Annotated in this window: 35 protein-coding genes; 13 read left to right on the plus strand and 22 right to left on the minus strand. The window is 73.4% G+C overall.

The window, feature by feature from the left end; genetic code table 11:
• Nucleotides 1-16: 16 nt before the first annotated feature.
• The 3 genes from rsmI (at nucleotide 17) to gshB (ending at nucleotide 2,252) form a co-directional block, all read left to right on the plus strand.
• Complete coding sequence (gene rsmI, locus K3554_RS03970) at nucleotides 17-874, plus strand: 16S rRNA (cytidine(1402)-2'-O)-methyltransferase (RefSeq protein ID WP_259943794.1); 858 nt, start codon at nucleotides 17-19, stop codon at nucleotides 872-874.
• A gap of 11 nt (nucleotides 875-885) precedes the next feature.
• Entirely contained in the window at nucleotides 886-1,236 is a 351-nt protein-coding gene (locus tag K3554_RS03975; RefSeq protein WP_259943795.1) for a YraN family protein, read from the plus strand.
• A 71-nt stretch (nucleotides 1,237-1,307) separates the two neighbouring features.
• Nucleotides 1,308-2,252, plus strand: a complete 945-nt coding sequence (gshB, locus tag K3554_RS03980) for a glutathione synthase (protein ID WP_259943796.1) — start codon at nucleotides 1,308-1,310, stop codon at nucleotides 2,250-2,252.
• A gap of 130 nt (nucleotides 2,253-2,382) precedes the next feature.
• On the opposite strand, the gene K3554_RS03985 is transcribed toward gshB, so the two are convergent.
• Genes K3554_RS03985 through K3554_RS04000 form a run of 4 tightly spaced genes read right to left on the minus strand, consistent with a single transcriptional unit; the run spans nucleotide 2,383 to nucleotide 5,863 of the window.
• Nucleotides 2,383-3,897 (minus strand): YifB family Mg chelatase-like AAA ATPase, encoded by a 1,515-nt coding sequence (locus K3554_RS03985; protein WP_259943797.1) that lies wholly within the window; start codon nucleotides 3,895-3,897, stop codon nucleotides 2,383-2,385.
• 40 nt (nucleotides 3,898-3,937) lie between these two features.
• On the minus strand, nucleotides 3,938-4,804 hold the full coding sequence (locus K3554_RS03990; RefSeq protein ID WP_259943799.1) for a glutathione S-transferase: 867 nt from the start codon (nucleotides 4,802-4,804) through the stop codon (nucleotides 3,938-3,940).
• 16 nt (nucleotides 4,805-4,820) lie between these two features.
• Complete coding sequence (locus K3554_RS03995; protein ID WP_259943801.1) at nucleotides 4,821-5,372, minus strand: histidine phosphatase family protein; 552 nt, start codon at nucleotides 5,370-5,372, stop codon at nucleotides 4,821-4,823.
• On the minus strand, nucleotides 5,369-5,863 hold the full coding sequence (locus K3554_RS04000) for a bifunctional adenosylcobinamide kinase/adenosylcobinamide-phosphate guanylyltransferase (protein WP_259943802.1): 495 nt from the start codon (nucleotides 5,861-5,863) through the stop codon (nucleotides 5,369-5,371). Before K3554_RS04000 ends, K3554_RS03995 begins: the two co-directional genes overlap by 4 nt.
• 114 nt (nucleotides 5,864-5,977) lie before the next feature.
• On the opposite strand from K3554_RS04000, the gene K3554_RS04005 reads away from it, so the two are divergent.
• The 7 genes from K3554_RS04005 to K3554_RS04035 all read left to right on the plus strand — a co-directional run bounded on the left by K3554_RS04005 (nucleotide 5,978) and on the right by K3554_RS04035 (nucleotide 11,997).
• Nucleotides 5,978-6,856 carry an RNA polymerase factor sigma-32 gene (locus tag K3554_RS04005; RefSeq protein WP_259943804.1) on the plus strand — a complete coding sequence of 293 codons (879 nt, stop codon included), beginning with the start codon at nucleotides 5,978-5,980 and terminating at the stop codon, nucleotides 6,854-6,856.
• A 50-nt stretch (nucleotides 6,857-6,906) separates the two neighbouring features.
• On the plus strand, nucleotides 6,907-7,587 hold the full coding sequence (locus K3554_RS04010) for a ChaN family lipoprotein (protein WP_259943807.1): 681 nt from the start codon (nucleotides 6,907-6,909) through the stop codon (nucleotides 7,585-7,587).
• 33 nt (nucleotides 7,588-7,620) lie between these two features.
• Nucleotides 7,621-8,826 (plus strand): bifunctional phosphopantothenoylcysteine decarboxylase/phosphopantothenate--cysteine ligase CoaBC, encoded by a 1,206-nt coding sequence (gene coaBC, locus K3554_RS04015; RefSeq protein ID WP_259943809.1) that lies wholly within the window; start codon nucleotides 7,621-7,623, stop codon nucleotides 8,824-8,826.
• Between the two features lie 41 nt (nucleotides 8,827-8,867).
• A complete protein-coding gene (gene dut, locus K3554_RS04020) occupies nucleotides 8,868-9,275 on the plus strand; it encodes a dUTP diphosphatase (RefSeq protein ID WP_259945782.1) in 408 nt (135 codons plus the stop codon).
• Nucleotides 9,272-10,339 (plus strand): molybdopterin-synthase adenylyltransferase MoeB, encoded by a 1,068-nt coding sequence (locus tag K3554_RS04025; RefSeq protein ID WP_259943810.1) that lies wholly within the window; start codon nucleotides 9,272-9,274, stop codon nucleotides 10,337-10,339. The genes dut and K3554_RS04025 overlap by 4 nt, the downstream gene beginning before the upstream one ends.
• A gap of 83 nt (nucleotides 10,340-10,422) precedes the next feature.
• Nucleotides 10,423-11,211: a transporter substrate-binding domain-containing protein gene (locus K3554_RS04030; RefSeq protein WP_259943812.1), complete on the plus strand. Its 789-nt coding sequence runs from the start codon at nucleotides 10,423-10,425 to the stop codon at nucleotides 11,209-11,211.
• Nucleotides 11,212-11,217: 6 nt separating this feature from the next.
• Nucleotides 11,218-11,997: an amino acid ABC transporter permease gene (locus tag K3554_RS04035; RefSeq protein WP_259943813.1), complete on the plus strand. Its 780-nt coding sequence runs from the start codon at nucleotides 11,218-11,220 to the stop codon at nucleotides 11,995-11,997.
• A 63-nt stretch (nucleotides 11,998-12,060) separates the two neighbouring features.
• Here the strand turns inward: K3554_RS04035 and K3554_RS04040 are convergent, their stop codons facing one another.
• Nucleotides 12,061-12,870 (minus strand): division plane positioning ATPase MipZ, encoded by an 810-nt coding sequence (locus K3554_RS04040; RefSeq protein ID WP_259943814.1) that lies wholly within the window; start codon nucleotides 12,868-12,870, stop codon nucleotides 12,061-12,063.
• A gap of 249 nt (nucleotides 12,871-13,119) precedes the next feature.
• On the opposite strand from K3554_RS04040, the gene K3554_RS04045 reads away from it, so the two are divergent.
• Complete coding sequence (locus tag K3554_RS04045) at nucleotides 13,120-13,752, plus strand: anti-sigma factor domain-containing protein (RefSeq protein ID WP_259943815.1); 633 nt, start codon at nucleotides 13,120-13,122, stop codon at nucleotides 13,750-13,752.
• 51 nt (nucleotides 13,753-13,803) lie between these two features.
• On the opposite strand, the gene rpmE is transcribed toward K3554_RS04045, so the two are convergent.
• From rpmE to K3554_RS04115, 14 genes are all read right to left on the minus strand, one after another.
• Nucleotides 13,804-14,025 carry a 50S ribosomal protein L31 gene (rpmE, locus tag K3554_RS04050; protein WP_259943816.1) on the minus strand — a complete coding sequence of 74 codons (222 nt, stop codon included), beginning with the start codon at nucleotides 14,023-14,025 and terminating at the stop codon, nucleotides 13,804-13,806.
• A 4-nt stretch (nucleotides 14,026-14,029) separates the two neighbouring features.
• Nucleotides 14,030-14,413 (minus strand): 50S ribosomal protein L19, encoded by a 384-nt coding sequence (gene rplS / locus K3554_RS04055; RefSeq protein WP_259943823.1) that lies wholly within the window; start codon nucleotides 14,411-14,413, stop codon nucleotides 14,030-14,032.
• A 194-nt stretch (nucleotides 14,414-14,607) separates the two neighbouring features.
• Entirely contained in the window at nucleotides 14,608-15,384 is a 777-nt protein-coding gene (trmD, locus tag K3554_RS04060; RefSeq protein WP_259943825.1) for a tRNA (guanosine(37)-N1)-methyltransferase TrmD, read from the minus strand.
• 39 nt (nucleotides 15,385-15,423) lie between these two features.
• Complete coding sequence (locus tag K3554_RS04065) at nucleotides 15,424-15,585, minus strand: DUF1328 family protein (protein ID WP_259943826.1); 162 nt, start codon at nucleotides 15,583-15,585, stop codon at nucleotides 15,424-15,426.
• 57 nt (nucleotides 15,586-15,642) lie between these two features.
• Complete coding sequence (gene rimM, locus K3554_RS04070; RefSeq protein WP_259943833.1) at nucleotides 15,643-16,197, minus strand: ribosome maturation factor RimM; 555 nt, start codon at nucleotides 16,195-16,197, stop codon at nucleotides 15,643-15,645.
• 66 nt (nucleotides 16,198-16,263) lie between these two features.
• Entirely contained in the window at nucleotides 16,264-16,650 is a 387-nt protein-coding gene (gene rpsP, locus K3554_RS04075; RefSeq protein WP_259943835.1) for a 30S ribosomal protein S16, read from the minus strand.
• A 26-nt stretch (nucleotides 16,651-16,676) separates the two neighbouring features.
• Nucleotides 16,677-16,973 carry a chorismate mutase gene (locus K3554_RS04080; RefSeq protein WP_259943836.1) on the minus strand — a complete coding sequence of 99 codons (297 nt, stop codon included), beginning with the start codon at nucleotides 16,971-16,973 and terminating at the stop codon, nucleotides 16,677-16,679.
• Between the two features lie 169 nt (nucleotides 16,974-17,142).
• Nucleotides 17,143-17,736, minus strand: a complete 594-nt coding sequence (locus K3554_RS04085; protein WP_259943838.1) for a GNAT family N-acetyltransferase — start codon at nucleotides 17,734-17,736, stop codon at nucleotides 17,143-17,145.
• The gene (locus tag K3554_RS04090; protein WP_259943840.1) at nucleotides 17,736-18,272 is read right to left on the minus strand and encodes a GNAT family N-acetyltransferase; all 537 of its coding nucleotides are present in this window, start codon (nucleotides 18,270-18,272) and stop codon (nucleotides 17,736-17,738) included. The genes K3554_RS04085 and K3554_RS04090 overlap by 1 nt, the downstream gene beginning before the upstream one ends.
• The gene (locus tag K3554_RS04095; RefSeq protein WP_259943842.1) at nucleotides 18,269-18,790 is read right to left on the minus strand and encodes a GNAT family N-acetyltransferase; all 522 of its coding nucleotides are present in this window, start codon (nucleotides 18,788-18,790) and stop codon (nucleotides 18,269-18,271) included. Before K3554_RS04095 ends, K3554_RS04090 begins: the two co-directional genes overlap by 4 nt.
• Nucleotides 18,787-20,274, minus strand: coding sequence for a signal recognition particle protein (gene ffh / locus K3554_RS04100; RefSeq protein WP_259943843.1), 1,488 nt, complete (start codon nucleotides 20,272-20,274; stop codon nucleotides 18,787-18,789). The genes K3554_RS04095 and ffh overlap by 4 nt, the downstream gene beginning before the upstream one ends.
• Before the next feature lie 182 nt (nucleotides 20,275-20,456).
• The gene (locus tag K3554_RS04105) at nucleotides 20,457-20,957 is read right to left on the minus strand and encodes a hypothetical protein (RefSeq protein ID WP_259943844.1); all 501 of its coding nucleotides are present in this window, start codon (nucleotides 20,955-20,957) and stop codon (nucleotides 20,457-20,459) included.
• 123 nt (nucleotides 20,958-21,080) lie between these two features.
• Nucleotides 21,081-21,656: an FMN-dependent NADH-azoreductase gene (locus tag K3554_RS04110; protein ID WP_259943848.1), complete on the minus strand. Its 576-nt coding sequence runs from the start codon at nucleotides 21,654-21,656 to the stop codon at nucleotides 21,081-21,083.
• A 102-nt stretch (nucleotides 21,657-21,758) separates the two neighbouring features.
• The gene (locus K3554_RS04115; RefSeq protein ID WP_259943850.1) at nucleotides 21,759-21,923 is read right to left on the minus strand and encodes a hypothetical protein; all 165 of its coding nucleotides are present in this window, start codon (nucleotides 21,921-21,923) and stop codon (nucleotides 21,759-21,761) included.
• Nucleotides 21,924-22,092: 169 nt separating this feature from the next.
• On the opposite strand from K3554_RS04115, the gene K3554_RS04120 reads away from it, so the two are divergent.
• Nucleotides 22,093-22,980 carry a LysR family transcriptional regulator gene (locus K3554_RS04120; RefSeq protein ID WP_259943852.1) on the plus strand — a complete coding sequence of 296 codons (888 nt, stop codon included), beginning with the start codon at nucleotides 22,093-22,095 and terminating at the stop codon, nucleotides 22,978-22,980.
• Nucleotides 22,981-23,033: 53 nt separating this feature from the next.
• Nucleotides 23,034-23,894: a DMT family transporter gene (locus K3554_RS04125; protein ID WP_259945784.1), complete on the plus strand. Its 861-nt coding sequence runs from the start codon at nucleotides 23,034-23,036 to the stop codon at nucleotides 23,892-23,894.
• A 100-nt stretch (nucleotides 23,895-23,994) separates the two neighbouring features.
• On the opposite strand, the gene K3554_RS04130 is transcribed toward K3554_RS04125, so the two are convergent.
• The 3 genes from K3554_RS04130 to ugpA are packed head-to-tail and all read right to left on the minus strand — an operon-like array spanning nucleotide 23,995 to nucleotide 26,816.
• On the minus strand, nucleotides 23,995-25,044 hold the full coding sequence (locus tag K3554_RS04130) for an ABC transporter ATP-binding protein (RefSeq protein ID WP_259943854.1): 1,050 nt from the start codon (nucleotides 25,042-25,044) through the stop codon (nucleotides 23,995-23,997).
• Nucleotides 25,045-25,881, minus strand: a complete 837-nt coding sequence (gene ugpE / locus K3554_RS04135; protein ID WP_259945786.1) for a sn-glycerol-3-phosphate ABC transporter permease UgpE — start codon at nucleotides 25,879-25,881, stop codon at nucleotides 25,045-25,047.
• 53 nt (nucleotides 25,882-25,934) lie between these two features.
• Nucleotides 25,935-26,816 (minus strand): sn-glycerol-3-phosphate ABC transporter permease UgpA, encoded by an 882-nt coding sequence (gene ugpA, locus K3554_RS04140; protein ID WP_259943856.1) that lies wholly within the window; start codon nucleotides 26,814-26,816, stop codon nucleotides 25,935-25,937.

Consider the following 26,816-nt stretch of genomic DNA (forward strand, 5'->3'; position numbering starts at 1 on the left):
TTGGCGGAGGCGCGGAATGGCGGATTCGGGCACGGCCCCCGCGGGGCTGCACCTCGTGGCGGTGCCGATCGGGGCGGCGCGCGACATCACGCTGCGGGCGCTTGACCTGCTGGGCACGGCCGACGTGCTGGCGGCCGAGGACACGCGCTCGCTGCGCCGCCTCATGGACATCCACGGCGTCGCCCTCGGCGACCGGCCCCTGCTGGCCTACCACGACCACAACGGCGCGCAGGTGCGCCCGCGCCTCCTCGGGCTCCTGCGCGAGGGGCGCTCGGTGGCCTACGCCTCCGAGGCGGGCACGCCGCTGGTGGCCGACCCCGGCTTCGCGCTCGCCGCCGCGGCGCGGGCCGAGGGCATCGCGGTCCACGCGGCCCCCGGCGCCAGCGCCGTGCTCGCCGCGCTCTGCGTCGGCGGCCTGCCTACGGACCGCTTCCTCTTCGCGGGCTTCCTGCCGCCCAAGGCGAAGGCCCGCGAGGCGGCGCTGCGCGAGCTGGGCGCCGTGCCCGCGACCCTGGTGCTCTACGAGAGCCCCAAGCGCGCCGCCGCCACGCTGCGCGCCGCCGCCGAGGTGCTGGGGGCGCGCGAGGCGCGCCTGTGCCGCGAGCTGACCAAGCGCTTCGAGGAGGTCTGGAGCGGCACCCTGCCGGAGCTGGCCGAGCGGGCCGAGGCCGAGGCGCCGCGCGGCGAAATCGTGCTCCTGATCGACCGCGGCGCGGGCGAGGCCGTCACCGAGGACGCCCTGCGTGCCCGGCTTGGGGCGGCGATGGCCGCGGGATCGCTCAAATCCGCCGTAAAGACCGTTGGCGATGAGACCGGCGCGCCGCGTAACGTCGTCTACGAGCTGGCCCTCCGGATGAGGGACGGGGAGGCGTAGGGAGGAGCGGGTTGGGCGGATCGGTCGCGTTCCACTCCGGCATGGCGGCCGAGGAGGCGGTGGCCCGGCACTACGAGGCCCGCGCGCGCACCATTCTCGCCCGGCGCTGGCGCGGCCGGGGCGGCGAGATCGACCTCGTGGCCCGCGACGGCGCCGCCACCGTGTTCGTGGAGGTGAAGCGCGCCCGCACCCACGCCCGCGCCGCCGAACGGCTGGGGGCCGCGCAGCGCGGGCGCATCCGGGCCGCGGCGGCCGAATATCTCGACACCCTTCCCGGAGGCGCCCTGAGCGAGGCGCGCTTCGACGTGGCGCTCGTGGACGAGGCGGGCCGGGTCGCGGTGCTGGAGAACGTGCTCCTCTAGGCGCCCCCACTGGACGCGCCCGCCGCGCCGCGCCATCTACGCCCCCACGCCGGAACGGAAGGAGCCCGCCCATGCCCACCCTCGAGGTCGCCTTCCAGATGGACCCCATGAGCGGCGTCGACATCGACGCCGACAGCACCTTCGCGCTGGCCCTCGAGGCGCAGGGGCGCGGCCACGCGCTGTTCCACTACACTCCCGACCGCCTGAGCTACCTGGAGGGCCGCGTCGTCGCCCACGGGCAGGACATGCTGCTGCGCCGCGAGCGCGGGCACCACGTCACCTTCGGCGACTGGCGCGAGGTGGACCTCGCGGAGATGGACGTGGTCTGGCTGCGCCAGGACCCGCCCTTCGACATGAGCTACATCACCACCACCCACATCCTCGACCGCATCCACCCCGGCACGCTGGTCGTGAACGACCCCACCTGGGTGCGGAACTGGCCCGAGAAGCTGATGGTGCTCGACTTCCCGGACCTCACGCCCCCCACCGTGGTGGCGCGCGACCTGCAGACGTTCCGCGACTTCCGCGCCCGCCACGGCGACGTGATCCTGAAACCCCTCTACGGCAACGGCGGGGCCGGCGTGTTCCGCCTGCGCCCCGACGACGGCAACCTCGCCTCGCTCCACGAGACCTTCGCCATGATCAACCGCGAGCCGCTGATCATGCAGAAGTACCTGCCCGCCGTGACGAAGGGCGACAAGCGCGTGATCCTGGTGGACGGCGAGCCGATCGGCGCCATCAACCGGGTGCCCGCGGCGGGCGAGACGCGCTCGAACATGCACGTGGGCGGGCGGCCCGAGAAGGTGGAGCTGACCGCCCGCGACCGCGAGATCTGCGAAGCCATCGGCCCGCGCCTGCGCGAGCGGGGGCAGATCTTCGTGGGCATCGACGTGATCGGGGAATGGCTGACGGAGATCAACGTCACCTCGCCCACGGGGCTGCAGGAGCTGCAGCGGTTCGACGGGACCGACGGAGCGGCGCTGATCTGGGACGCGATCGAGCGGCGGCTGGGGTAGGGGGGGGCTCCGCCCCCGGCCCTGTGGGCTGTCCGGGGCTCCGCCCGTCCGCAGGCGGATCGGTCCACTGGACCGATCCCGGGAAGCCTGCGGACCCCCTCGGTATTCCGAGCGGAACGACGCGAAGTTCTCACGTCGCCTTCGGGTCGATCAGCCGGTAGCTCAGCGCCTCGGCCAGGTGCGGGCGCCGCACCGCGTCGCTGGCGTCGAGGTCGGCGATGGTGCGGGCGACCTTCAGGACGCGGTGGTAGCCGCGCGCGGTCAGGCGCAGGCGCTCCACCGCGCGGTCGAGGAGGGCGGCGCCTTCCGCGCAGGGGCGCGCGGCCTCCATCAGCGCGTCGCCGCCCACGTCGGCGTTGACGGTGACGTCCTCCGCCCCGGCGTAGCGCTCGGCCTGCACGGCGCGCGCCGCGGCGACGCGGGCGGCGACCGCCTCCGAGGTGTCGCCCGAGGGCGGCAGGGCCAGGTCCGACGGGCCCACCGCCGGCACCTCCAGCCGCAGGTCGAAGCGGTCCATGAGCGGGCCCGACACGCGGCCCATGTAGTCCTCGCCGCAGGCGGGCGCGCGCGAGCAGGCGGCGGCGGCGTCGAACAGCATCCCGCAGCGGCAGGGGTTGGCGGCGGCGACCAAGAGGAAGCGGCAGGGGTAGCGCACGTGGGCGTTGGCGCGCGCGATCACCACCTCGCCGGTCTCGATCGGCTGGCGCAGGGTCTCCAGCACGGCGCGCGGGAACTCCGGGAACTCGTCCATGAACAGCACGCCGTTGTGCGCGAGGCTGATCTGCCCCGGCCCCGCCCGCTTGCCGCCCCCGGCGATGGCGGCCACCGAGGCGGTGTGGTGCGGCTCCTGGAAGGGGCGGGACTGGAGCACGCCGCCCTCGGGCAGCGTGCCCGCGAGCGAGTGGATCATCGACGTTTCCAGCGCCTCCATCGCCGAGAGGGGCGGCAGGATCGTGGGCAGGCGCGCGGCCAGCATCGACTTGCCCGCGCCCGGGGGGCCGACGAGGAACAGGTGGTGGCGCCCCGCGGCGGCGATCTCCAGCGCGCGCTTGGCCCGCTCCTGCCCCCGCACGTCGCGCAGGCAGAGGATGGAGGGGCGGGGCGGCAGCCGCGCCTCGCGGGCCGAAGGGAGGGGCGCGGCGCCGGTCAGGTGGTCGATCAGGGCGCGCAAGCTCGGGGCAGGGGTCACGTTGGCGGCCTCCACCCAGGCCGCCTCGGGGCCGCAGGCCTCGGGGCAGAACAGGAGGCGTCCCTGCGCCTTGGCGGCCACGGCGGCGGGCAGGGCGCCCGCCACGGGCACCAAGCCGCCGTCGAGCCCCATCTCGCCGATCGACACCGCGCCCTCCACTGCCTCGGGCGGCACGATCTCCAAGGCGGCGAGGAGCGCCAAGGCGATGGGCAGGTCGAAATGCGCGCCCTCCTTCGGCAGGTCGGCCGGGGACAGCGAGATGGTCACGCGCCGCGCCGGCAGCGCGATGCCCAGCTCGCCCAGGGCGGTGCGCACCCGCTCGCGCGCCTCGGACACGGCCTTGTCGGGCAGCCCCACGAGCGACAGCGACGGCAACCCCGGCGCCACCGCGCACTGGACGGCCACGGGCCGCGCCTCCAGCCCCTCGAAGGCCACGGTGGTGGTTCGCGCGAGCATACCCGAGGCCCTCCCGCACCGGGGCTAGCCCGCGCGTGGTTTAAGAATGGTAAATGGCGCGGAAGGCGGGCCAGGCGTCGGGGTCGGCCACGGTCTTGTCGCGGCACGCGGCGTTGCAGAAGCCGAACACGCGTCCGCCGATCCGCGCGAAGTGGGTGACCGGATCGCCCGAGTAGGGGCAGCGGGCGTTCTCGGAGGGACCTGCCGCCACCGCTTCGGCGGGGATCGCCTCCGGCATCGGGAACGGCGCGCGCTCCAGCCCCATGTCGTACTCGGCGAGCGTCCGGTCCGCGGCCTCGCCCATCGCCCGCCACCGGCGCAGGGGCGCGTGGCCGAGGTGGAGCGCGACGTAGGCCTGCGCCGCTTCGCCCACGGGTAGGCCGTAGCCGGCGATGCGCATGGCCACGGGCGCTAAGAAGGCGTCGGCGGCGGAGTAGGCCCCGAAGAGCCACGGCCCCTCGCCGGCCATGTCGTAGGCGAGGCCCCAGAGGTGCTCGATCCGCGCGAGGTCGGCGCGCACACCCTCGTCCGGCTCGAACCCCCGCCACGCGGTCCGCAGGTTCATCGGGCAGGCGCCGCGCAGGGCGCCGAAGCCGGAATGCATCTCGGCGGCGATGGAGCGGGCGAGGGCGCGGGCGCGGGGCTCGGTCGGCCAGTGGCCCGCGTCGGGATGCGCCTCGGCCAGCGCTTCGGCGATGGCGAGGCTGTCGTGCCACGTCGCCCCGTCGCGCCGCGCCACGGGCACGGTCCGGGCCGGGGGCCACGCCCGCAGCGTCTCGGCGAAGGCGGGGTCGTACATCCGCACCAGCGTCGTGCGCGCGGGGATCCCGAACGCCTCGAACAGCAGCCAGCCGCGCAGCGACCACGAGGAGTAGGAGCGGTCTCCGATCAGCAGCTCGTAGGTCATCGAAGCACTCCGGGGGTCAGGGGCAGCGGTTGGCATAGTGCGCGCGCGGCGGCGCCCAGTCGATGCGCGTCAGGCTCAGCGGCTCGACGGGCTGGGCGAGGGCGGCGGCGGGCGGGAGACCTGCGGCGCGCGCCCAGAGGATCAGGATCACGCCGAAATGGGCCACCGCGATCAGCTCGGCGTGATCCGCGGCCAGCGCGTCCACGGCGGCGACGGCGCGGCGCTCCACGGCGTTCCAGCTCTCGCCGCCGGGCGGGGCCACGTCGCCGGGACGCTCGAAGAAGGCGCGGGAGAGGGGGCCGTCGAACTCCGCGAAGGGGCGGTCCTCCCAGGCGCCGTAGTCGAACTCCCGCAAACCGCGTACGTCGGCGAGGCGGGGACGGCCGCGGGCGAGGGCGTCGGCGGTGGCGCGGGCGCGGCCGAGGTCCGAGGAGACTACGGGCGCGTCGGGAAGCGCTGCGGCGAGGCGGCCCAGGGCCGCGGTGTCCGACAGGTCGGCGGGGCGCTCGGTGCGACCGATCAGGGTGCGCGCGTGGGTCGGCCCGTGGCGCACGAGCCAGAGCCTCACTTCAGGACCTGCGGCAGACCGGCCGTGACCAGCACCACCCGGTCCGCGGCGGCGGCGAGGCGCTGGTTCAGCAATCCTTGCGCACGCTGGAACCGGCGCGCCATCGCGTTGGCGGGCACCACGCCGCCGCCCACGTCGTTCGAGACCACCCAGAAGCGCCCCGGCGCCGCGCGCATGGCGGCGATCCACGCCTTGGCGGGCGCCTCCCAGTCGCGCTCGCCGAGGTTGGCGAGCCACATGGTCGCGCAGTCCACGAGCACCGCGCCCTCCAGACCCGCGCAGGCCCCGGCCAGATCCTCGGGCGCCTCGTGCAGCACCCACCCCGTGCCCCGCCGCGCCGCGTGCGCGGCACGCTTCGCCTCCATCTCGGCATCCAGGATCCGGGCGGTCGCGACGTAGGCGAGCGGGGCGCCCTCGCGGGCCGCCCAGTCCGCGGCCTCCGCCTCGGCGAAGGCGGACTTTCCGGACGCCGCATGGCCCAGCGCAAGCACGATTTTGCAAGAGTTGGGCATTTCTTGGAAACTTTAATGTTCCGGGAGGGTTGTGGCTGCAAGCAAGTAGCGAGCGCGCCGGCGCCCTGCGGACGCATGAAGAGGGGATTGCCGATGGCTCTCGATTTCAACTCCGACACCTCGCTGTCAAGGCGCGCCATGAAGGCGGAGCTTCTCGACGCGGAGACCGAGCTGCGGCTCGCCTACGCCTGGCGCGACCAGCGCTGCGAGGAGAGCCTGCACCGCCTGATCACCGCCTACATGCGCCTCGCCATCTCCATGGCCGCCAAGTTCAAGCGCTACGGCGCGCCCATGAACGACCTGATCCAGGAGGCCGGGCTCGGGCTGATGAAGGCCGCCGAGAAGTTCGACCCCGACCGCGGCGTGCGCTTCTCGACCTACGCCGTGTGGTGGATCAAGGCGTCGATCCAGGACTACGTGATGCGCAACTGGTCGATGGTGCGCACCGGCTCGACCAGCAGCCAGAAGTCGCTGTTCTTCAACCTGCGCCGCGTGCAGGCCCGGCTGGAGCGCGAAGCGCTGGCCGAGGGCGTGATCCTGGACCGCCAGACCATGCGCGAGCGCATCGCCACCGAGGTCGGCGTGCCGCTCCACGACGTGGAGATGATGGAAGGGCGCCTGTCGGGGTCCGACTTCTCGCTGAACGCCACCCAGTCCTCGGACGAGGAGGGGCGCGAGTGGATCGACACCCTCGTGGACGGCGCCGAGCAGGCCGACACGCTGGTGCAGCACGACCACGACACCGCGCAGCTGCGCGAGTGGCTGCTGGAGGCGCTGAACGGCCTGAACGACCGCGAGCGGTTCATTGTGCGCGAGCGCAAGCTGCGCCCCGAGCCGCGCACCCTGGAATCGCTCGGCAACGAGCTGCGCCTGTCCAAGGAGCGCGTGCGCCAGCTCGAGGCGGCCGCCTTCGCCAAGATGCGCCGCATCCTGGACGGGCAGTCGCGCGAAGTGCGCGGGTTCCTGAACTGAAGCGCGCCGCGACGCTCGCGCTCCTGGCGGCGCTCGCCGCCGGGGGCGCGATGGCGGACGTGCCCGCGCTGCCGCCCGCCGACGTGTACGTGCTGGGCGAGCGCCACGACAACCCGGACCACCACCGCGCGCAGGCGGCGCTGATCGCGCGCATCGCGCCCACGGCCCTGGCCTTCGAGATGCTGACCCCGGCGCAGGCCGCCCGCATCGGCCCGGACACCGCCCGCGACGCCGCGCTCGGCGCGCGGCTCGGGTGGGAGGCGTCGGGCTGGCCGGACTTCGCGATGTACCTGCCGGTGTTCCAGGCCTCGGACGCGCCCGTGGTCGGCGCCGGGGGCGACGATCCCCGCGACCTTTCCGCCTTCGCGCTGGACGCGCCGCTGCCCGGGGCCGAGCAGGCGGAGCGCGAGGCCGAGCAGATGGCGGCCCACTGCGACGCGCTGCCCGAGGATCTCCTGCCCCGGTTCGTGGCCAGCCAGCGCGAGCGTGATGCCCGCCTCGCCGCCGCCACGCTGGAGGCGCTGGCGGAGCACGGAGCGCCGGTGGTTCTGGTCGCGGGCAACGGCCACGCGCGCACCGACCGGGGCGTACCCTACATGATCCGGCAGGCGGCGCCGGACGTGCGTGTGATCGCGGTGATCCAGGGCGAGGGCGAGGAACTGCCGCCCGGCGACGTGCAGCTTACCTCGGAGGCGCCCGAGCGGGGCGATCCCTGCGACGCCTTCCGCTAGACGCCCCCGGCAGCGGAGCCTAAGCGTCGTGCCATGCTGACGGGCAAGCGCATCCTCCTGGTGATCGGCGGCGGCATCGCCGCCTTCCGCGCGCTGGAGCTGATCCGCCGCCTGCGCGAGCGCGGCGCCGCCGTCACACCGGTGCTGACCAAGGGCGCCGAGCAGTTCGTGACGCCCCTGTCGGTCTCGGCCCTCGCCGCGCACAAGGTGCACCGCGACCTGTTCGACCTCACGGACGAGGCTGAGATGGGGCACATCGAGCTGTCCCGCTCCGCCGACCTCGTGCTGGTGTGTCCCGCGACCGCGAGCCTGATGGCGCGCATGGCGCAGGGCCACGCCGACGACCTCGCCACCACGCTGCTGCTCGCCACCGACACGCCGGTGATGATCGCGCCCGCCATGAACGTGCGGATGTGGGAGCACGCGGCCACGCAGCGCAACCTCGCGCGCCTGCGCGCCGACGATGTGCGCGTGGTCGGCCCCGACGAGGGCGCCATGGCCTGCGGCGAGTTCGGGCCGGGACGGCTGGCGGAGGTGCCCGACATCGTGGCGGCCGTGGAGGGGTTCTTCGCGGACGGGCCGCTCCGGGGCCGCCACGTGCTGGTGACCTCCGGCCCGACCCACGAGCCGATCGACCCCGTGCGCTACATCGCCAACCGCTCCTCGGGGGCACAGGGAACGGCCATCGCCGCCGCACTGCGCGACCTCGGGGCGCGGGTCTCCTTCGTGACCGGCCCCGCGGACGTGCCTCCGCCCGAGGGGGTGGAGGTGATCCGCGTTCAGACCGCCCGCGAGATGCTGGCCGCCGTGGAGGCTGCGCTGCCCGCCGACGCCGCCGTGATGGCCGCCGCGGTGGCCGACTGGCGGGTCGAGAACGCGAGCGGATCGAAGATGAAGAAGGACGGATCGGGGAACGCGCCCGCGCTGGCGTTCGCCGAGAACCCCGACATCCTCGCCACCGTATGCCGAGGGGACCGTCGCCCCGCCCTCGTGGTGGGCTTCGCCGCCGAGACGGGGGACGCGGCGGGCGACGTGGTGGCCCACGCCACCGCCAAGCGCCTCCGCAAGGGCTGCGACTGGATTGTGGCCAACGACGTGTCGCCCGCGACCGGCATCATGGGTGGACCTGAGAACGCGGTGACGGTGATCTCCGAGGCCGGCGCCGAGCCGTGGCCGCGCCTGTCCAAGTCCGAGACCGCCCGCCGGCTCGCCGCCCGCATCGCGGAGGCGCTGGCGTGACCGCGATCCGCTGCCTGCGCCTGCCCGGCGCCGACCCCGCCATGCCGCTGCCCGGCTACGAGACCGCGGGCGCCGCGGGCGCCGACCTGCGCGCCGACCTCATGGGCGGGCCCGAGATCGTGCTGGAACCGGGTGCTCGCGCGCTCGTCCCCACCGGCCTCGCGGTGGCGGTGCCTGACGGCTTCGAGTTGCAGGTCCGCCCTCGCTCCGGCCTCGCCCTGCGCCACGGGCTGACGGTGCTGAACGCGCCGGGCACCGTGGACGCGGACTATCGGGGGCCTCTCGGGGTGATCCTCGTGAACCTCGGGAGCGAGGCGGTGACGGTCGCGCACGGGATGCGGATCGCGCAAGCCGTCGTGGCCCCCGTGGTGCGGGCCTGGTGGGAGGCGGCGGAGGCGCTGGGCGACACCCCCCGCGGCGCGGGCGGCTTCGGGTCGACCGGCGCATGATCCTCCTGATCCTCGTCGCCCTCGCCGCCGCGATCTGGTTCCTCGGCCGCCGCATGGGCACGCCGGTGCAGGCGCGGCTCATCATGCTCGCCCTCCTCTACGTCGCCGTGCTGGCGGCCGTGGTCGCACTGCCCGCGGGCCACCCCCTGCGCGAGCAGCTCGGCGGCGGCCCCGGCCCGTGGCTGGTGCTGGGCGCGCTGGGCGCGGCCGTGTTCGCCTATGCCCGCGTGATCCGCGGCGTGCGCGGGCGGGCCGCCGGCATCGAGGCCGAGCGCGACGCCGAGGAGACGCGCGCCGCCGCCCCCCGCGGCCCCTTCTCGGAGGTGGAGCTGGAGCGCTACGCCCGCCACATCGCCCTGCGCGAGGTCGGCGGGCCGGGGCAGCGGAAGCTCAAGGACGCGAAGGTGCTGGTGGTGGGGGCAGGGGGCCTCGGCTCGCCCGCGCTGCTGTATCTCGCCGCCGCCGGGGTCGGCACCATCGGGGTGATCGACGACGACGCGGTCTCGCTCTCGAACCTCCAGCGCCAGATCGTCCACTCGGACGCGCGCACCGGCATCCCCAAGGTGTTCTCGGCCGAGACCGCGATCCGCGCGCTAAACCCCCACGTTTCGGTGCGCCCCTACCACCGCCGCCTCACGACGGAGATCGGCGAGGCGCTGGTGGCGGACTACGACCTCGTGCTCGACGGCTCCGACAGCTTCGCCACCCGCGACGCCGTGAACCGGGCCTGCGTCGGCGCGGGGCGCCCCTTGGTGGCCGGGGCGATCACCCAGTGGGAGGGGCAGGTCACGATCTACGACCCCGCCGCCGGCGCCCCTTGCCTCGCCTGCCTGTTCCCCGAAGCCCCCGCCGACGGCCTGGCCCCCTCCTGCGCCGAGGCTGGCGTGGTGGGCGCGCTGCCGGGGGTCGTGGGGTCGATCATGGCGCTGGAGGCGGTGAAGGAGATCACCGGCGCCGGCACCACGCTGCGGGGCACGATGCTGCTCTGGGACGGGCTGGACGCCGACGCCCGGCGCATCAAGGTGGCTCGCCGCGCCGACTGCCCGGTCTGCGGGGATATCTGAGCGCAGCGGCTGCTTGCCGCGCGCCGGGCTTGAACGCGGCGCCCCCCGGTGTCCTACTCCGACCGTCAAACCGGGAGAGACCCATGCGCCCCATCCTCGCCGCCGCCGCCATCTTCGCCTTCGCCGGCCCCGCCCTTGCCGACGCGCACCTGCCCGACCTCGGGGGGCGGACCGTCGCCATCGCCACCGAGGACGCCTACCCGCCGCTCCAGTTCAAGGACCCCGGCTCGGGGGACGCCATCGGCTGGGAGTACGACGCGATGGCCGAGATCGCGGAGCGGCTGAACTTCACCCCCGAGTACGAGAAGATCTCGTGGGACGCGATGATCCCGGCCGTGGCCGAGGGGCAGATGGACATGGGCATGACCGGCATCACGATCCGCGAGGACCGGGCCGAGACCGTGGACTTCTCGGACCCCTACATGCGCTCCGAGATGGTGATGCTGGTGCGCGGCGACGAGGCGCGCTTCTCGGACGCCGCGGGCTTCGCGGCCGACGACGACCTCCTGATGGCCGCCCAGCCCGGCACCACGCCGTTCTACGTGGGCGTCTACGACGTGCTCGACGGCGACGAGGCGAACCCACGCATCAAGCTGTTCGAGACCTTCGGCGCCGGCGTGCAGGCCCTGCGCGCGGGCGACGTGGACCTCGTGCTGACGGACGGCACGGCCGGAGCGGGCTACGTGGAGGCGAGCGATGGCGCGCTCAAGATCGTGGGCGAGACGCTGGGGACCGAGGACTTCGGGTTCATCTTCCCGAAAGGCAGCGACCTCGTGGAGCCGATGAACGCGGCGATCACCGCAATGCGCGAGGACGGCACGCTGGATGCGCTGAACGCGAAGTGGTTCCTCGACTACAAGATGGGCCAGTAGCGCCGCATGGGCCCGGCGCGGGCGGCGGGAGGCGAGTTTCCGTGGTGGCTCGCCGCCGTGGCCCTGCTGCTGGGCGGGGCCTACGCGCTGGTGCTGCTGGATGATGCCTCGCGGCAGGTGCTGATCACCTTGCGCCGGGGGCTGTGGATCACGGTGCTCGTCACCGTGGTATCGTTCACCTTCGCCTGTCTCGTGGGCCTCGGGGTCGCGCTGATGTCGCTCTCGCACGTGCGCGCCCTGCGCGAGGCGGCGCGGTTCTACGTGGAGATCATCCGCGGCATCCCCATCCTCGTGCTCCTGCTCTACGTGGCCTTCGTGCTGGCGCCGGGGCTGGTGGCGTTCTGGAACTGGCTGGGTCTTCCGGACGCGCGCACGCGGGACTTCCCGCTCCTGTGGCGGGCGGTGTTGGCGCTGGTGATCGCCTACAGCGCCTTCATCGCCGAGGTGTTCCGCGCCGGCCTCCAGTCGGTCGACCCCGGCCAGATCGAAGCCGCCAAGGCGCTCGGCCTCCGGGGCCGCCAGCGCTTCCGCCACGTGGTGTTCCCGCAGGCGATCCGCACGATCCTGCCCCCCTTGGGCAACGACTTCGTGGCGATGGTGAAGGACTCGTCGCTGGTCTCGGTGGTGGGCGTCCTCGACATCGCGCAGCTCGGCAAGGTCACGGCGGCGGGCAACTTCCGCTACTTCGAGACCTACAACGTCGTGGCCCTGCTCTACCTGACCATGACCATCGCCCTCAGCCTCGCCCTGCGACGGCTGGAGCAGCACATGGGGAGGAGGCGCTAGGGCCCCTCCCTCATCCTACCAGAAATACCTCGGGGTCCGGGGCAGAGCCCCGGCGCTCTCCGCTCAGAACGCCATCTCCACCGAGGGCAGCCGCAGCGACGAAATCAGCTCCCGCACCTCCTGCCGCGCCGCCACGTTGCTCAGGTTCAGGTTCGCGATCCCGATGTCCTTGAGGTCGAGCAGCGTCATGCCGCGCGGGAACAGCTCGCGGAAGATGACCCGCTCGGTGAAGCCCGGCGCCACGCGGAAGCCGATGCGCTTCGAGAGGTCCTCCAGCGCCTGGCCCATCTTGCGCTTGTTGTGCATCTCCTGCGCGCCGAGGCGGTTTCGCAGCACGATCCAGTCCACGGGCGGCAGGCCCGCCTTGGCGCGCAGCTGGCGCGCGTGCCAGACCATCTCGCTGTACACCGACGGCCCGAGGATGCGGCCCGAGTCCGGGTCGATCTTGGCCAGGAGGTCGAAGTCCACGAAGCTGTCGTTGAGCGGCGTGACCAGCGTGTCGGCGAGGCTGTGGGCCACCTGGGAGAGGCGGGTGTGGCTGCCGGGGCAGTCGATCACGATGAAGTCGCAGCGCCCCTCGAGGTCGGCCACGGCCAGTGACAACGACTTGTCGAACGGGTTCTCATGCTCGCCCAGCTCGGAGCGGTCCACCTTGGGCAGGCCGGCGGCCTCGGGCGACGGCAGCGTGACGCCCTGGCGGGCCGAGTAGTCGGCGCGGTTCTCGAGGTAGCGGGTGAAGGTGCGCTGGCGCAGGTCGAGGTCGAGCGCCCCCACGCGCGCCCCCGCCCGCGCGAGCGCGGTCGCGGTGTGCATGCAGGTGGTGGACTTGCCCGAGCCGCCCTTCTCGTTGCCGAAGACGATGATGTGCGCCATTGACCCGCGTTTCCCCCATGATCCGCCCCCGGATTAGCGAATCGGCGGGACCATGCCTAGACACCCGGCGCCCTTCGGGAGCGCATGGGTGTGGCAAATCGGACGATTCCTCCGGGATTGCCCGGCCGGGGGCGAAACTTCCCGCCTCGCGCCGCGTGGCTGCGGGTCGAACCGAGCCCGCCCCGAGGAGACGCCCATGCCCCAGACCGGCCCCTCCCGCGCGCCCTCCGCCGCGCCGGGACGCCTCCGGTGAGGGGGACCGCGCCCAAGGACGACCTGCTCGCCGCCGAGCGCGCGCTGGGGCTGCTGCTGCCCGGCGAGGCGCGGCGCGTCGAGGCGCGCATGGGCGCCGAGCCCGCGCTGCGCGGCGCCGGCGCGCGCTGGGAGCGACGTCTCGTGGCCCTTCTGGAGGCGATGCCCGAGGTCGCGCCCCCGCGCGCCCTGCGGCGCCGCGCCCGCGCCCGCGCCCTGCCACCCGCGCGGGGCGGCTGGGTGCGGGGCGGGCTGCTGGCGGCCCTCCTCGGGGGCGGGGCGCTGGCCGCCGCGGCGCTGCTGGCGCCGCTGCCCGCGCTCGACGGCCCGGCGGCGGTGCTGCGCGGGGATGCGGTGGTGATGCGGGCGCGGCTCGACGGACGCGGCGGGCTCCATGTGGACCTGCAGGGCGAGGCGCCGCCGGGGCGGGTGCTGGAGCTGTGGGTGATCGCGGAGGGCGCCGCGCCGCGCTCGCTGGGCGTGGTGGAGCCGGGGGCGGCGGTGCTGAAGCTGGCCGGCATCGCGGTGCCGCCGGGCGCCGTGCTCGCCCTGTCCGAGGAGCCGCCGGGCGGCGCGCCGGACGGGGCCCCCACGGGCGCGGTGGTCGCCTCGGGCACGGTGGGGGCGTGAAACGCGAAGCGCCGCCCCGGGGGGCGGCGCCTTGGTCGTCCGAACCGGGCTTCAGAAGCCGAGGCCGGCGTACTTGTTCTTGAACTTCGACACGCGGCCGCCGGTGTCCATGAGGCGCTGGCCGCCGCCGGTCCAGGCGGGGTGGACCGAGGGGTCGATGTCGAGCGAGAGCTGGTCGCCCTCCTTGCCCCAGGTGGAGCGCATCTGGACCACGGTGCCGTCGACGAGCTTGACGTCGATGGTGTGGTACTCGGGGTGGATGCCGTTCTTCATCGCCTCACGCCTCCGCTTCGGCCCGGGGCCGGTAGTTGGTCTGTTCCTTGATGCGCGCGGATTTGCCCCGGCGCTCGCGCAGGTAGTAGAGCTTGGCGCGGCGGACGCGGCCGCGGCGCACCACCTCGATGGTCTCGATGTTCGTGGAGTGAAGGGGGAACACGCGCTCCACGCCCTCGCCGAACGAGATCTTGCGCACCGTGAACGAGCCGGCGATGCCCTCGCCGTTCTTGCGGGCGATGCACACGCCCTCGTAGGCCTGCACACGGGTCCGCGTGCCTTCCGTCACCTTGAAGCCGACGCGGACGGTGTCGCCGGCCTTGAAGTCGGGGATGTCCTTGCCGAGCGCGGAGACCTGCTCCGCTTCGATCTGTGCGATCAGGTCCACGGGACCCTCCTTGGATGCCACGGGGTTTGCCCCCGGATGATGTCCGTGACGCGAACGCGCACGGCTGTTGGTTTGCGTCCCCGCTCGGGGATGGGCGCCTTTATCGCCGGAGGGCGGCGTTTGCAAGCATTGGCGCCGCCGGGGGCTCTGCCCCCGAACCCCCGAGGTATTTTCGGCAAGATGAGGGGAGGCGTTCAGTCCCCGCCGTGCAGACGGTGCCAGAGGTCGGGGCGGCGTTCCCGCGTGAGGCGCTCGGACTGGGCGCGGCGCCACGCCTCGACCTTCGCGTGGTCGCCGGACAGGAGGACGTCGGGCGTGGCGCGGCCCTGCCATTCGGCGGGCTTGGTGTACTGGGGGTGCTCCAGCAAACCGCGCGAAAAACTCTCCTCGTCCAGCGAGGCGGCATTGCCGACCACGCCGGGCAGGAGGCGGACCGTGGCGTCCAGAACCGCCTGCGCGGCGATCTCGCCGCCAGTGAGGACGAAGTCGCCAAGGGACACCTCCTCGACACCACGCGCCTCCAGCACGCGCTCGTCCACGCCCTCGAAGCGCCCGCAGAGCAGCGTGGCGCCGGGACCGGCGGCGAGGGCGCGCGCCCTCGCCTGGTCGAAGGGGCGGCCCCGGGGCGAGAGGTAGAGGACCGGGCCGGGGCCCTCGGCCTCGGCGAGCGCGGCGTCCACCACGTCCGGGCGCAGCACCAGCCCCGCGCCGCCGCCCGCGGGCGGCGCGTCCACGGCGCGGTGGCGGCCCAGACCGTGGGCGCGCAGGTCGACGGTGCGCAGGGTCCACAGGCCGCGGCGCAGGGCGGTGCCCGTCAGCGACAGACCGAGAATGCCGGGAAAGGCGTCGGGAAACAGGGTGACGACGCGGGCGCTCCAGCCCCGCTCCGGCACCTCCTCCATCAGGTCGCGCGGGGCGGCCGAGGGGCGGGCGGACTTCAGGCCGTGGGAGCGGGCGGGGGCGTCGGTCATGCGCCGCCCCCTAGCGCGGGGGCGGGCACGGGGGAAGCGTCAGGCGATCGCGATGATGCCGAGCACGACCAAGAGGAAGATCACCAGCGCGATCACGATCAGGATCTTGGCGCCGGTCAGGGCCATGCCCGACACGCGGCCCATGCCGAAGAACGCCGCGATCGCGGCGACGGCGAGGAGTATGAGAATCCATTCGATCATGGAGTTGGTCCTTCCTGTTGTGCGAGGGGGGAACGCCCGCGCGAGGTAACCGTTCCGTTACCCCTCGCCGGCGCCGCCGTCCGCCCCGTCTTCCAGGGCGTCCTCGTCGCCCGGCAGCGTGCCGCGCGGCGGGTCGACCACGAGGCGGCCCGCGGCGATGTCCACCGTGGGGACCGCCGCTTGCGTGAACGGGATCAGCACGCCGCCCTTGAGGCCGGGGCCGCGCACCTCCAGGAGGTCGCCCGCGCCGTGGTCGAGCACGGCGGCGACCGTCCCGATCTCGGCGCCCCCGGTGTCGAGGACGGCCAGGCCGATGAGGTCGGAATGGTACCACTCGTCGTCGCCCGCGGGCGGCAGGGCCGAGCGGGGGGCCCAGAGGCGGCGGCCGCGCAACGCATCGGCCTCCTCCTTGGAGCCCACGCCCGAGAGGCGCACCGCGTAGCCGCCCTTGAGCGGGCGCAGCACCGTGAGGCGGTAGGTCCGGCCCTCCTCGTCGCGGAGGGGGCCGTAGTCGCCGATCGCCGACGGGTCGGCGCAGAACGACTTCACGCGCGCCTCGCCGCGCACGCCGTAGGCGCCCATGACGGCGCCGAGGCAGACGTGATCCTTCACCGCATCACCCCGCGGATGTTTCGCATGCGAAACCCCGGCGGGACACGCCCGCCGGGGCCGGACCGCTCAGCTTTCGGCGGATTCCTCGGCCGGGGCGCTCGCGGCCTCGGCGGCGGCGGCGGCCTTGTCGGCCTTCTCCTGCGCGCGCTCCTTGGCCTTCTTGCCGGGCTCGCCCTTCTTGAGGTTGGCGCGCTCGGTCTTCGGCTTCACGCCGGCGGCCTCCAGGAAGCGGGCCACGCGGTCGGTGGGCTGGGCGCCCTGGTCGAGCCAGTGCTGCACGCGCTCCACGTCCATGGTGACGCGGGTCTCGTCGTCCTTGGGCAGGAGCGGGTTGTACATGCCGAGCTTCTCGAGGAAGCGGCCGTCGCGCGGCTGGCGCGAGTCGGCGGCGACGATGCGGTAGACGGGGCGACGCTTGGAGCCGCCGCGGGCGAGCCGGATCTTCATGGCCATTGGGATAGTCCTTCGTTCTAAGTGTCTTACGACTGGTGTTGCCGGTGGTGGCGGATGACTTCCTCGATGATGAAGGCGAGGAACTTCTTGGCGAAGACGGGGTCGAGACCGGCCTCTCGGGCGAGGCTCTCGAGGCGCTCGATCTGGCGCGCCTCGCGGTCGGGATCGGAGGGCGGCAGGTCGTGCCGGGCCTTGAGCCGGCCCACGGCCTGGGTGCGCGCGAAGCGCTCGGCCAGGGTGTAGACCAGCACCGCGTCGAGGCGGTCGATCGAGGCGCGATGCTCGGCGAGGAGCTGCGCGGCACGGGCGGCGACGTCGGTCACTGGGGCCTCCGGAACGGGGATTTCGGGGGGGTGCCGGGCGTGCACCCCCCGTGCACCCCCCGTGCATCTCTGGGGGCGCCGTGGGAGGGGGCTCTGCCCCCGTCGCCTTCGGCGACTCCCCCGAGGTATTTCGGGCAAGGTGAGAGGAGGTTCGGGGCACGGTTCCGCATCAGCTCACGTCCTCGCCGTGGTCCGGGTCGTGCCCTTCCGGGGGAAGGTGGCGCCAGACGGTGACGGTGTCGTCCCACATCAGGCCGTCGCGGTCCGAGCCCATGCGGTGCATGAGGCGCTCGGCGCGGTCGTTGCCGACGGCCACGTAGGAGACCAGCGAGGGCAGGCGAAGCACGGACCAGGCGTGGTGACGCGCCGCGGCGGCGGCCTCCTCGGCCAGACCGCGGCCCTCGCCTCCTTCGGTGAACAGGAAGCCCAGCTCGTGCTCCAGGTCGCCCGGCTCGACCGAGATCATCACGAAGCCGGCGACGCGACCCGTGTCCCGCTCCTCGACGGTCCACATGCCGTGGCCGCGCAGCAGCCAGGTGGCGGTAGCGCGGGCGAAGTCGGCCCAGGTCTCGGCGGGCTTGCAGGGGCCGCCCGCGTAGGCGCCGCGAGCGCCGCCCATGATCTCGTGGAGCGGCCCGAAATCCGTGAGGTGCGGCGCGCGCAGGCGGGTGCGCGGCGTATCCAGCACCGGCACGCAGGCCGCCAGCGCGGCGGCGCGCGTGGCGGCGGGGCCGGTCACGCGGATGTCGGTGGGGCCCAGCATCAGGCGGCCTCCTCGGGGCGGGGATGGCGGAACACCAGGGCGCCCTCGAAGGCGGGGGACGAGGGCGCCTCGGGGTCGCGGCGGGCGCCGAGGCGCTCGGCCAGGGCGACGGAGCGCGCGTTCCCCGGGTCGACGTAGCTGACGGCGGTGTCCCAGCCGAGGTCGCGGAAGGCGTGGGCGACGGCGGCGCGCGCGGCCTCGAAGGCGTAGCCCCGGCCCTCGGCCTCAGGCGACCAGACGGTCCAGCCGATCTCGCGCTCGGGCCAGCCCTCGGGGAACCACGGGCCGGTGGCGCCGAGCGGCGCGGGGTCGCCCGCGCGGTGATAGACGAACGAGCCGAAGCCGCGCAGCACCCAGTGGCCCACGAAGTGGCCGAAGGCGCGCCACGCGAGCGCGGGCGTCATCTCGCCGGTGCGGATGAAGCGGGCGCGGTCCGAGAGGAGGAAGCGGCGGAAGGCGGGCCAGTCGCCCGCCTCGGGGGCGCGCAGGACGAGGCGCTCGGTGCGCAGGGTGGGCGTGCCGGAGAGGGCGATCATGCGGGCGCCCCCCAGTGGCGGAAGACGACGGTCTCGGCGGGGGTCTCGCCGTCGGGGAGGGGGGCAGCGCCATCGAGGCGGGCGCCGAGGCGCCGGGCCACCGCGGCGGAGCGGTCGTTGCCGGGCGTCACGTAGGAGACCAGCGAGGCGACGCGCCCCCGCGCCCAGTCCAGCACGGCGCGGGCGGCCTCGGTGGCGTAGCCCCGGCCTTCGTGGCCCGCGTGAAGGATCCAGCCAAGCTCCGGCTCGGGGAAGTGGGCGGGGCGCTGGATGCCGCAGAGGGCCACGTGGGTGCCGTCGTAGAGGTCGACTGCCAGCCCGCCGTAGCCGTGGAGCTGCCAGCCGGCCACATCGTTGGCGAAGGCGAACCACGCGTCGCGGCGGTCGAGGCGGTCCATCCAGCGCGCGCGCTCCGAGGCCAGCGTCTCGACATAGGCGTCGAAGTCCGCGAGCCGGTGGGCACGCAGGACGAGACGCGCGGTGGCGAGCGTCGGGATATGGACCGCCGTGCCGGTCACTTCTTGCGGCCGAAGCCCGAGAGGCCGGGGGGCAGGCCGCCACCGCCGAGACCGGGGATCCCGCCCTTCATGGCGCCGAGCTGGCGCGAGGCGGCCTCCATCGCGGCGGGGTCCATCTGCGAGGGGTCGGGCATGCCGCCGCCCTTGCCGGACATCATCGCCATGGCCTTCTTGAGCATCCCGCCCTTGCCGAGCTTCTTCATCATGTCGGCCATCTGGCGGTGCATCTTCAGCAGGTTGTTCAGCTCCGCCACCTCGAGCCCCGCGCCGCGCGCGATGCGCTTCTTGCGGCTGGCCTGGAGGATCGCGGGGTTGGCGCGCTCCTTGCGGGTCATGGAGTCGATAAGCGCGATCTGGCGCTTCAGGAGGCGGTCGTCGATGCCGGCGCCGGCCATGGCCTTCGCGGCCTTTCCCATGCCGGGCATCATGGACATCATGCTCTCCATGCCGCCCATCTTCTCCATCTGCTGAAGCTGGCCCTTCAGGTCGTTCATGTTGAACAGACCCTTCTGGAAGCGCCGCATCATGCGCTCCTGGGCCTCCATGTCGGCCGTCTCCTGGGCCTTCTCCACGAGGGAGACGATGTCGCCCATGCCGAGGATGCGGCCCGCGATGCGGCCGGCGTCGAAGGTCTCCAGGGCGTCGAGCTTCTCGCCGAGGCCCACGAAGCGGATCGGCTTGCCGGTCACGGCGCGCATCGACAGGGCTGCGCCGCCGCGGCCGTCGCCGTCCATGCGGGTGAGCACCACGCCGGTGACGCCGACCTTGGCGTCAAATTCCTCGGCCACCTCGACGGCGACCTGGCCCGTGAGGCCGTCGACCACGAGCAGGGTCTCGCGCGGGGAGACGGCGTCGCGCACCTGCTGGACCTCGTCCATCAGCACCTGGTCGATCTGGAGCCGGCCGGCGGTGTCGAGGAAGTAGACGTCGTATCCGCCCAGGGCCGCCTGCTGCTTGGCCCGCTTCGCGATGTCCACGGGCCGCTGGCCGGCCACGATGGGCAGGGTGTCCACGCCGATCTGGGTGCCCAGGATGGCGAGCTGCTCCATGGCCGCGGGGCGGTTCACGTCGAGCGAGGCCATGAGGACCTTCTTGCCCTCGCGGTCCTTGAGGCGGCGGGCGATCTTGGCGGTGGTGGTGGTCTTGCCGCCGCCCTGGAGGCCGACCATCAGGACCGGCGCCGGGGGGTTGTCGATCTTCAGCTCGCCCGCCGGCTCCTCGCCTTCGAGGACGCGGCGGAGCTCGTCGTGGACGATCTTCACGACCTGCTGGCCGGGCGTGATCGACTTGGTGACGGCGGCGCCCGTGGCCTTCTGCGTGACGCGCTTCACGAAGTCGCGGGCGACGGGCAGCGAGACGTCGGCCTCCAGGAGGGCCACGCGGACCTCGCGCATGGCGGTGCGCACGTCGTCCTCGGTCAGGGCGCCCTGGCGGGTGAGGCGGTCGAACACGCCGCCGAGGCGGTCGCTCAGGCTCTCGAACATGGGCCTACCCTCCGTTGCGGCCCGCGGCGGGCCAATGCGCGAGCGCCCCCGCGGGCGCAACGCGCTGGCGGAGGGCGATCCCGAGTGGGACCGGAAGGCGGGGCTTCCGGGACGGGCGCGGAGGTACGCGCCCGGGGCCGCGGGGTCAAGGGGGGGCGCGGCGGGCGCGCCCCCCGCACGGGTCACTTCGCGGGCTTGGGGTTCTTCGGCGGGACCATGGCGTCGAGCGACTTGGGCTCGGAGCCGGTGGCGGCCTCGATCTGGGCGGTCACGTCGCGGGCCTTGCTGCCCGCATCGGGGGTGAGCGCGCCGGTGACGATCTCGTCGGCGGCGGTCATCGTGCCGCCCACGTCGCGCAAGACGGCGCGGGCGTCGTCCTCGGTGCCGACGCTCTCGGGGGTGGCGAGGGTGGAGACGGCGTCGGCGGCGGTCTCGACGGTGGCGGCTGCGGTCTCGAACGTGTCCGCGGCGGCCTCCATGCCGTGCTCGGCAGCGTCCGTGGCGGGGGCTGCGAGGCGGGCGGGGCCCCAGGCGTCGGAGCGGCGGGCGAAGGCGGCGTTCACCTGCCACGAGAGCGTGGCGGCGGCGCGGGCGGCGGCCTCGGCCATCGCGGCGGCGGGGAGCCAGGCGGCGGCCAGGAGGCGGGCCTGCTGGCGGGTGGCGATCTGCGCGAAGGGGGTCATGGTGGGGCGTCCTCGGGGGTGGATGGGCACCCGGTCAACGCCGGCGGGGGGCGGGGTCGTTCCGCACCGCGGCGAGGATTTCGCGGGTGCGGCGGAAGCCTGCCGCCGCACCCGTGGCCGGCCTCAGGCGGCCAGGGCCTCGATCTCGCGGTCGGCCTTCTCGAAGGCCGCGTCGGGGTTCACGGCGCCGCCCGCGGCGTCCACGAAGGTCACGTCGCGGATCCCCATGAAGCCCAGGATGAAGCGCAGGTAGCCCGACAGGAAATCGTAGTCCGAGCCCACGGGCGTGCCGCCCGAGGCGACGGCCACGATCACGCGCTTGTCGCCGAGCAGGCCCTCGGGGCCGTTCTCGGTGTAGCGGAACGTCTCGCCGGCGCGGGCCACGAGGTCGATCCAGGCCTTCAGCGAGGCGGCGACGGCGAAGTTGTAGACCGGTGCGCCGATCAGGATCGTGTCGGCGGCGCGCAGCTCGGCGATCAGGGCGTCGGACTGCCGCAGGGCCTCGTGCTGCTCGGGGGTGCGCTGGTCCTTCGGCGTGAAGTTCGCCGCCGTCCAGGTGCCGGTGACCTGGGGCAGGGGCGTCTCGGCGAGGTCGCGGCGCACGTCGGCGGCGCCGATGCGCGCCTCGACGCGGTCGAGGATCTGGCGGGTGACGGAGCCGTCGTGGCGGGCCGAGCTGTCGATGCGAAGCGTGGTCATGGGGAGCCTCCGATTGGTTCGGAGGCTAGGTAGGCTGTGCGTCCTTGCGGGGGAACAGCGATTGCTGCCGAGAACATGTGCGCAGGCGCGCGGAACCGCCGGTCAGCGGTCCGAGGCGCGGGCCATGCCGGTGCCGATGTCGGTCGCGCTGGTTCCGGCGCCCGATCCGATGATCGCGGTCGCCCCGAGGGTGAGACCCATCGCCAGCCCGGTGGCCAGCACCCATTCGACGGTGATGCCGCCGCTCTCGTCCCGCAGGAAGCCCATTCTCTCGCCCTTCGCGTCGTGTCCGGCCCTCCGTGGAGGGGGGCCGGGGCGGCACCGTGGCGGGCGCGGGCCGCTTTCGGGACGCCCGTGGCGGGCGCGCGGCGGCCCGCGGTGGAGTCGGCGCGCGCGAGGCGCTAGAACCGCCCGGGGACCCCGGAGGGAGACGCGCATGGCCTTCAACGACTGGGACGAGGTCCGGACCGCCTTCCAGGTGGCGCGGCTGGGCACGGTGTCCGGCGCGGCGGGGGCGCTGGGCGTGCACCATGCCACGGTGATCCGCCACATCGACAGCCTGGAGGGCAAGCTCGGCGCCAAGCTGTTCCAGCGCCACGCGCGGGGCTACACGCCCACCGAGGCGGGGCGCGACCTCCTGGCCGTGGCCCAGCGCACCGACGAGCAGCTCTCGCAGCTCGCCAGCCGCATCCGCGGGCGCGGCGACACGGTGACGGGCGAGCTGGTGATCACCTCGCTCGACCTCCTGGCGCCGCTGCTGGCCCCCGCGCTCGCCGCCTTCCAGGAGGCGCACCCGGAGGTCACGATCCGCTTCCTGACCGACCCGCGCCTGTTCCGGCTGGAGTACGGCGAGGCGCACCTCGCGATCCGCGCCGGCGCCCCGCCCGAACAGCCCGACAACGTGGTGCAGAAGCTCTATGTCCAGCGGGTCGGGCTCTATGCGTCCAAGGGCTACATCGCCCGGCACGGGCGGCCCGAGTCGCTCGACGACCTCGGCGACCACCGCTTCATCGGATCGGCCGAGGAGTTGCCGCGCGCGCCGTTCTTCCGCTGGATGGCCGACCACGTGCCGGCGCGCAACGTTGCCTACCGGGTGAACCAGCTCACCACCGCGCAGGCGGCCCTGCGCGCGGGCATCGGCATCGGCTTCTCGACCACCTGGTCCCAGGCGGGGCGGGACGACGTGGAGGAGGTGTTCGCGCCGCGCCCCGAGTGGGAGAGCCAGATCTGGCTCGTGACCCACGTGGACCTGCACCGCACCGCAAAGGTGCAGCAGATCTCGCAGCACCTGAAGGACTGGGCGGCGCGCTGGCCGACGGGGTGAGCGGGGCCGCGCCCGCCGCGGCGCGGTCCGAGGCGCTGCGGGGGCACGGGGCGATGCTCCTGTTCTCGGCGCTGGTGGCGGGGAGCTTCCCGCTGGGCGCCGCCGCCGCCGACCACATCGCGCCCACGGCCCTCAACGCGGCGCGCTTCGCCCTGGCGTCCCTCATCGTGGGCGCCGGGGTCTGGGCCACCGGGGGCGCGCCGCGGGCCGCGTGGGCGGCGCCGTGGCGCTACGCGCTGCTGGGGGGCGTGTTCGGTCTTTACTTCGTACTGATGTTCGAGGGGCTGAAGACGGCCGCCCCGGTGAGCGCGGCGGCGGTCTTCACGCTGACGCCGCCCATGGCGGCGGGCTTCGGCTGGCTGCTCCTGCGCCAGCGCACCACGCCGCGCATCGCGCTGGCGCTGGCGCTCGGCGCGGCGGGGGCGCTCTGGGTGATCTTCGACGCCGACGTGGCCGCGCTCCGCCGCTTCGAGGTCGGGCGGGGCGAGTGGGTCTACTTCTGGGGCTGCGCGGCACACGCGCTCTACACGCCGATGGTGCGGCGCCTGAACCGGGGCGAGCGGGCGGCGGTGTTCACCTTCGGCACGCTGGTGGCGGGCACGGCGCTGATCTCGCTCGTCGGGCTTCCGGCGATCCTGCGGACCGACTGGGGGGCGCTGCCCGGCGTGGTGTGGGTGGCGATCGGCTACACGGGCGTCTTCGCCTCGGCGGCGACGTTCACGCTCCTGCAGTACGCCTCGCTGCGGCTGCCGAGCGCGAAGGTGATGGCCTACACGTTCCTGGTGCCGGCCTGGGTGGCGGTGTGGTCGGTGGCGCTGGGCGAGCCGGCGCCGCCGGTGGCGATGCTGGCGGGCGTGGCGCTGACGGTGGGGGCGTTGGGGTTGTTGTTGAAGACAGAGACGCCCCGGACCTGATCCGGGTCCTCTGGTTGCCGCTAGTGCAATGCTCCGCAGCGGAAGCGCCCGTGGTGGGCGGAGGCCCCGGGTCATGCCCGGGGCGTGTCGAGTGGGGACATCAGCCGATGCGGCGGCCCGTGCTCGGGTCGAAGAGGTGCAGGGCCTCGGGCGGCACGGCGTAGGGGACGCGCTCGCCGGGCTCGGAGCGGTGGACGCCCGGCAGGCTGAGGGTGAAGTCGTCGCCCGTGGCCTCCAGCTTGCCGTGCAGCAGGGTGTTGGCGCCGAGGGGCTCGGCTAGGCGGACGGTGAGGGCGAGGGGGCCGGCGGGGTCGGCATGGGCGTGCTCGGGGCGGATGCCCAAGGCCACGGGGCCGGATGCGCCGCGGGCGTCGCCGAGGGCCACGTCGCCCAGGCGCACGGCGCCGCCCTCGGCCCGCGCGTCCACGACGTTCATCGACGGCGAGCCGATGAACTGGGCGGCGAAGAGGGACTCGGGGCGCTCGTAGACGGCCAGCGGCGTGCCGATCTGCTCGGCGCGGCCCGCGTTCATCACGATCATGCGGTCGGCCATGGTCATGGCCTCGACCTGGTCGTGGGTCACGTAGAGCGCGGTGATGCCGAGGCGGGCCTGCAGGTCGCGGATCTCGAGGCGCATCTGCACGCGCAGCTTGGCGTCGAGGTTCGAGAGCGGCTCGTCGAACAGGAACACGCTCGGCTCGCGCACGATGGCGCGGCCCATGGCGACCCGCTGGCGCTGGCCGCCCGAGAGGTCGCGCGGGCGGCGGTCGAGGTAGGGCTCAAGCTGGAGGAGGCTGGCGGCCTCGCCGACCTTGCGGGCGATCTCGGTCTTCGGCTCGCCCTTGATGCGCAGGCCATAGCCCATGTTCTCGCGCACGCTCATGTGCGGGTAGAGGGCGTAGTTCTGGAACACCATGGCGATGTCGCGGTCCATGGGCTCGGCCTCGTTCACGCGGCGGCCGCCGATGCGGACCTCGCCCTCGGAGACGCTCTCGAGCCCCGCCACCATGCGCAGGAGCGTGGACTTGCCGCAGCCCGAGGGGCCGACGATGACGATGAACTCGCCGTCCTCGATGTGGGCCGTGACCCCGTGGATCACCTCGGTGCGCCCGAAGCGCTTCTTCACGTCGTCGAGTTCTACGGTCGCCATCTATTTCTCGCTGTCCACGAGGCCGCGGATGAAGAGTTTCTGCATGGAGATCACCACCACCACGGGGGGGATCATGGCCAGGATCGAGGTCGCCAGGATCGTAGGCCAGTGGGCGAAGTCGTCTCCGCTCGGGAACATCTGCTTCAGGCCCATCACGATGGTGTTCATCTCGGGGTCGGTCGTGATGAGGAGCGGCCAGAGGTACTGGTTCCAGCCGTAGATGAACAGGATCACGAAGAGGGCGGCGACGTTGGTGCGGCTCATTGGCAGGACGATGTCCCAGAAGAAGCGCATGGGCCGCGCCCCGTCGACACGGGCGGCCTCGGCCAGCTCGTCGGGGATGGTCAGGAAGAACTGGCGGAACAGGAAGGTCGCCGTGGCCGAGGCGATGAGGGGCAGGATCAGGCCGGAGTAGCTGTTGAGCATCCCGAAGCCGGCGACCACCTCGTAGGTGGGCACGATCCGCACCTCGACGGGCAGCATGAGGGTGAGGAAGATCAGCCAGAAGAACACCGACCGGCCCGGGAAGCGGAAGTAGACGATCGCGAAGGCCGACAGCAGCGAGATGGCGATCTTGCCCACCGCGATGCCCACCGCCATCACGAGGCTGTTGAAGAGCATCGTGGCCACGGGGACGTTGATGCCCGAGAAGAGGGCCGCCTTGTAGTTGGTCCAGAACTGGCCCCCCGGAAGCAGCGGCATGGGCGGGCGGACGATCTCCTCCTGGGTGACGGTGGAGCCGACGAAGGCCAGCCAGATCGGGAAGAACACCACGAGGATGCCGAGGATCAGGAAGGCGTGGGTGAGCCACAGCGAGGCGCCGCGCCGCTCCACCATGCCGGGGGGCGGGGCCTTCGGGACGGCGATGGGGGCGACCTTGGCGGCGTCGGTCAATAGTGGACCCTCCGCTCGATCACCTTGAACTGGATCACGGTGAGCAGGCCCACGACGACTAGCAGGATCACGGACTGGGCGGCCGAGCTGCCGAGGTCCTGGCCCACGAAGCCGTCGGCGAAGACCTTGTAGACCAGGATCGTGGTGGACTGCTGGGGGCCGCCGGCGGTGATGGTGTGGATCACGCCGAAGGTCTCGAAGAAGCTGTAGACCACGTTGACGACCAGCAGGAAGAAGGTGGTGGGCGACAGGAGCGGCAGGACGATCGTCCAGAACCGCCGCCAGAAGCGCGCGCCGTCGATGGCGGCGGCCTCGATCACCGACTTCGGGACGGCCTGCAGGGCGGCGAAGAAGAACAGGAAGTTGTAGGAGATGCGCCCCCAGGCCGAGGCGACCACCACGAGGCCCATCGCCTCGGGGCCGTTCAGCACGTGGTTCCAGTCGTAGCCGAGCTTGCCGAGGTACCAAGAGACCACGCCCACGCGGGTGTTGAACATGAACAGCCACAGCACGCCCGCCACGGCGGGAGCGACCGCGTAGGGCCAGATCAGGAGCGTGCGGTAGGTGCCCGCACCCTTGATGAGCCGGTCGGCCAGCACCGCGAGCAGCAGCGCGGGCACCATCGAGACGAGGGTGACCAGCGTGGAGAACACGGCCGTGGTCACGAACGAGGCGCGGTAGAAGGGATCGCCCAGCAAGTACTCGAAGTTGCCGAGACCTACCCATTGCATCGACAGGCCGAACGGGTCGGGGATGAACAGCGACTGCCAGACGGCCTGGCCCGCCGGGTAGAAGAAGAACACCGCCGATACGACCACCTGCGGGGCGATCAGCAGGAGCGGCAGGAGCCAGCCGCGGAAGGTGACGCGCTTCTCCAT

It is taken from the genome of Jannaschia sp. W003 (genome assembly GCF_025144335.1).
In the GTDB taxonomy this organism is placed as follows: domain Bacteria; phylum Pseudomonadota; class Alphaproteobacteria; order Rhodobacterales; family Rhodobacteraceae; genus Jannaschia.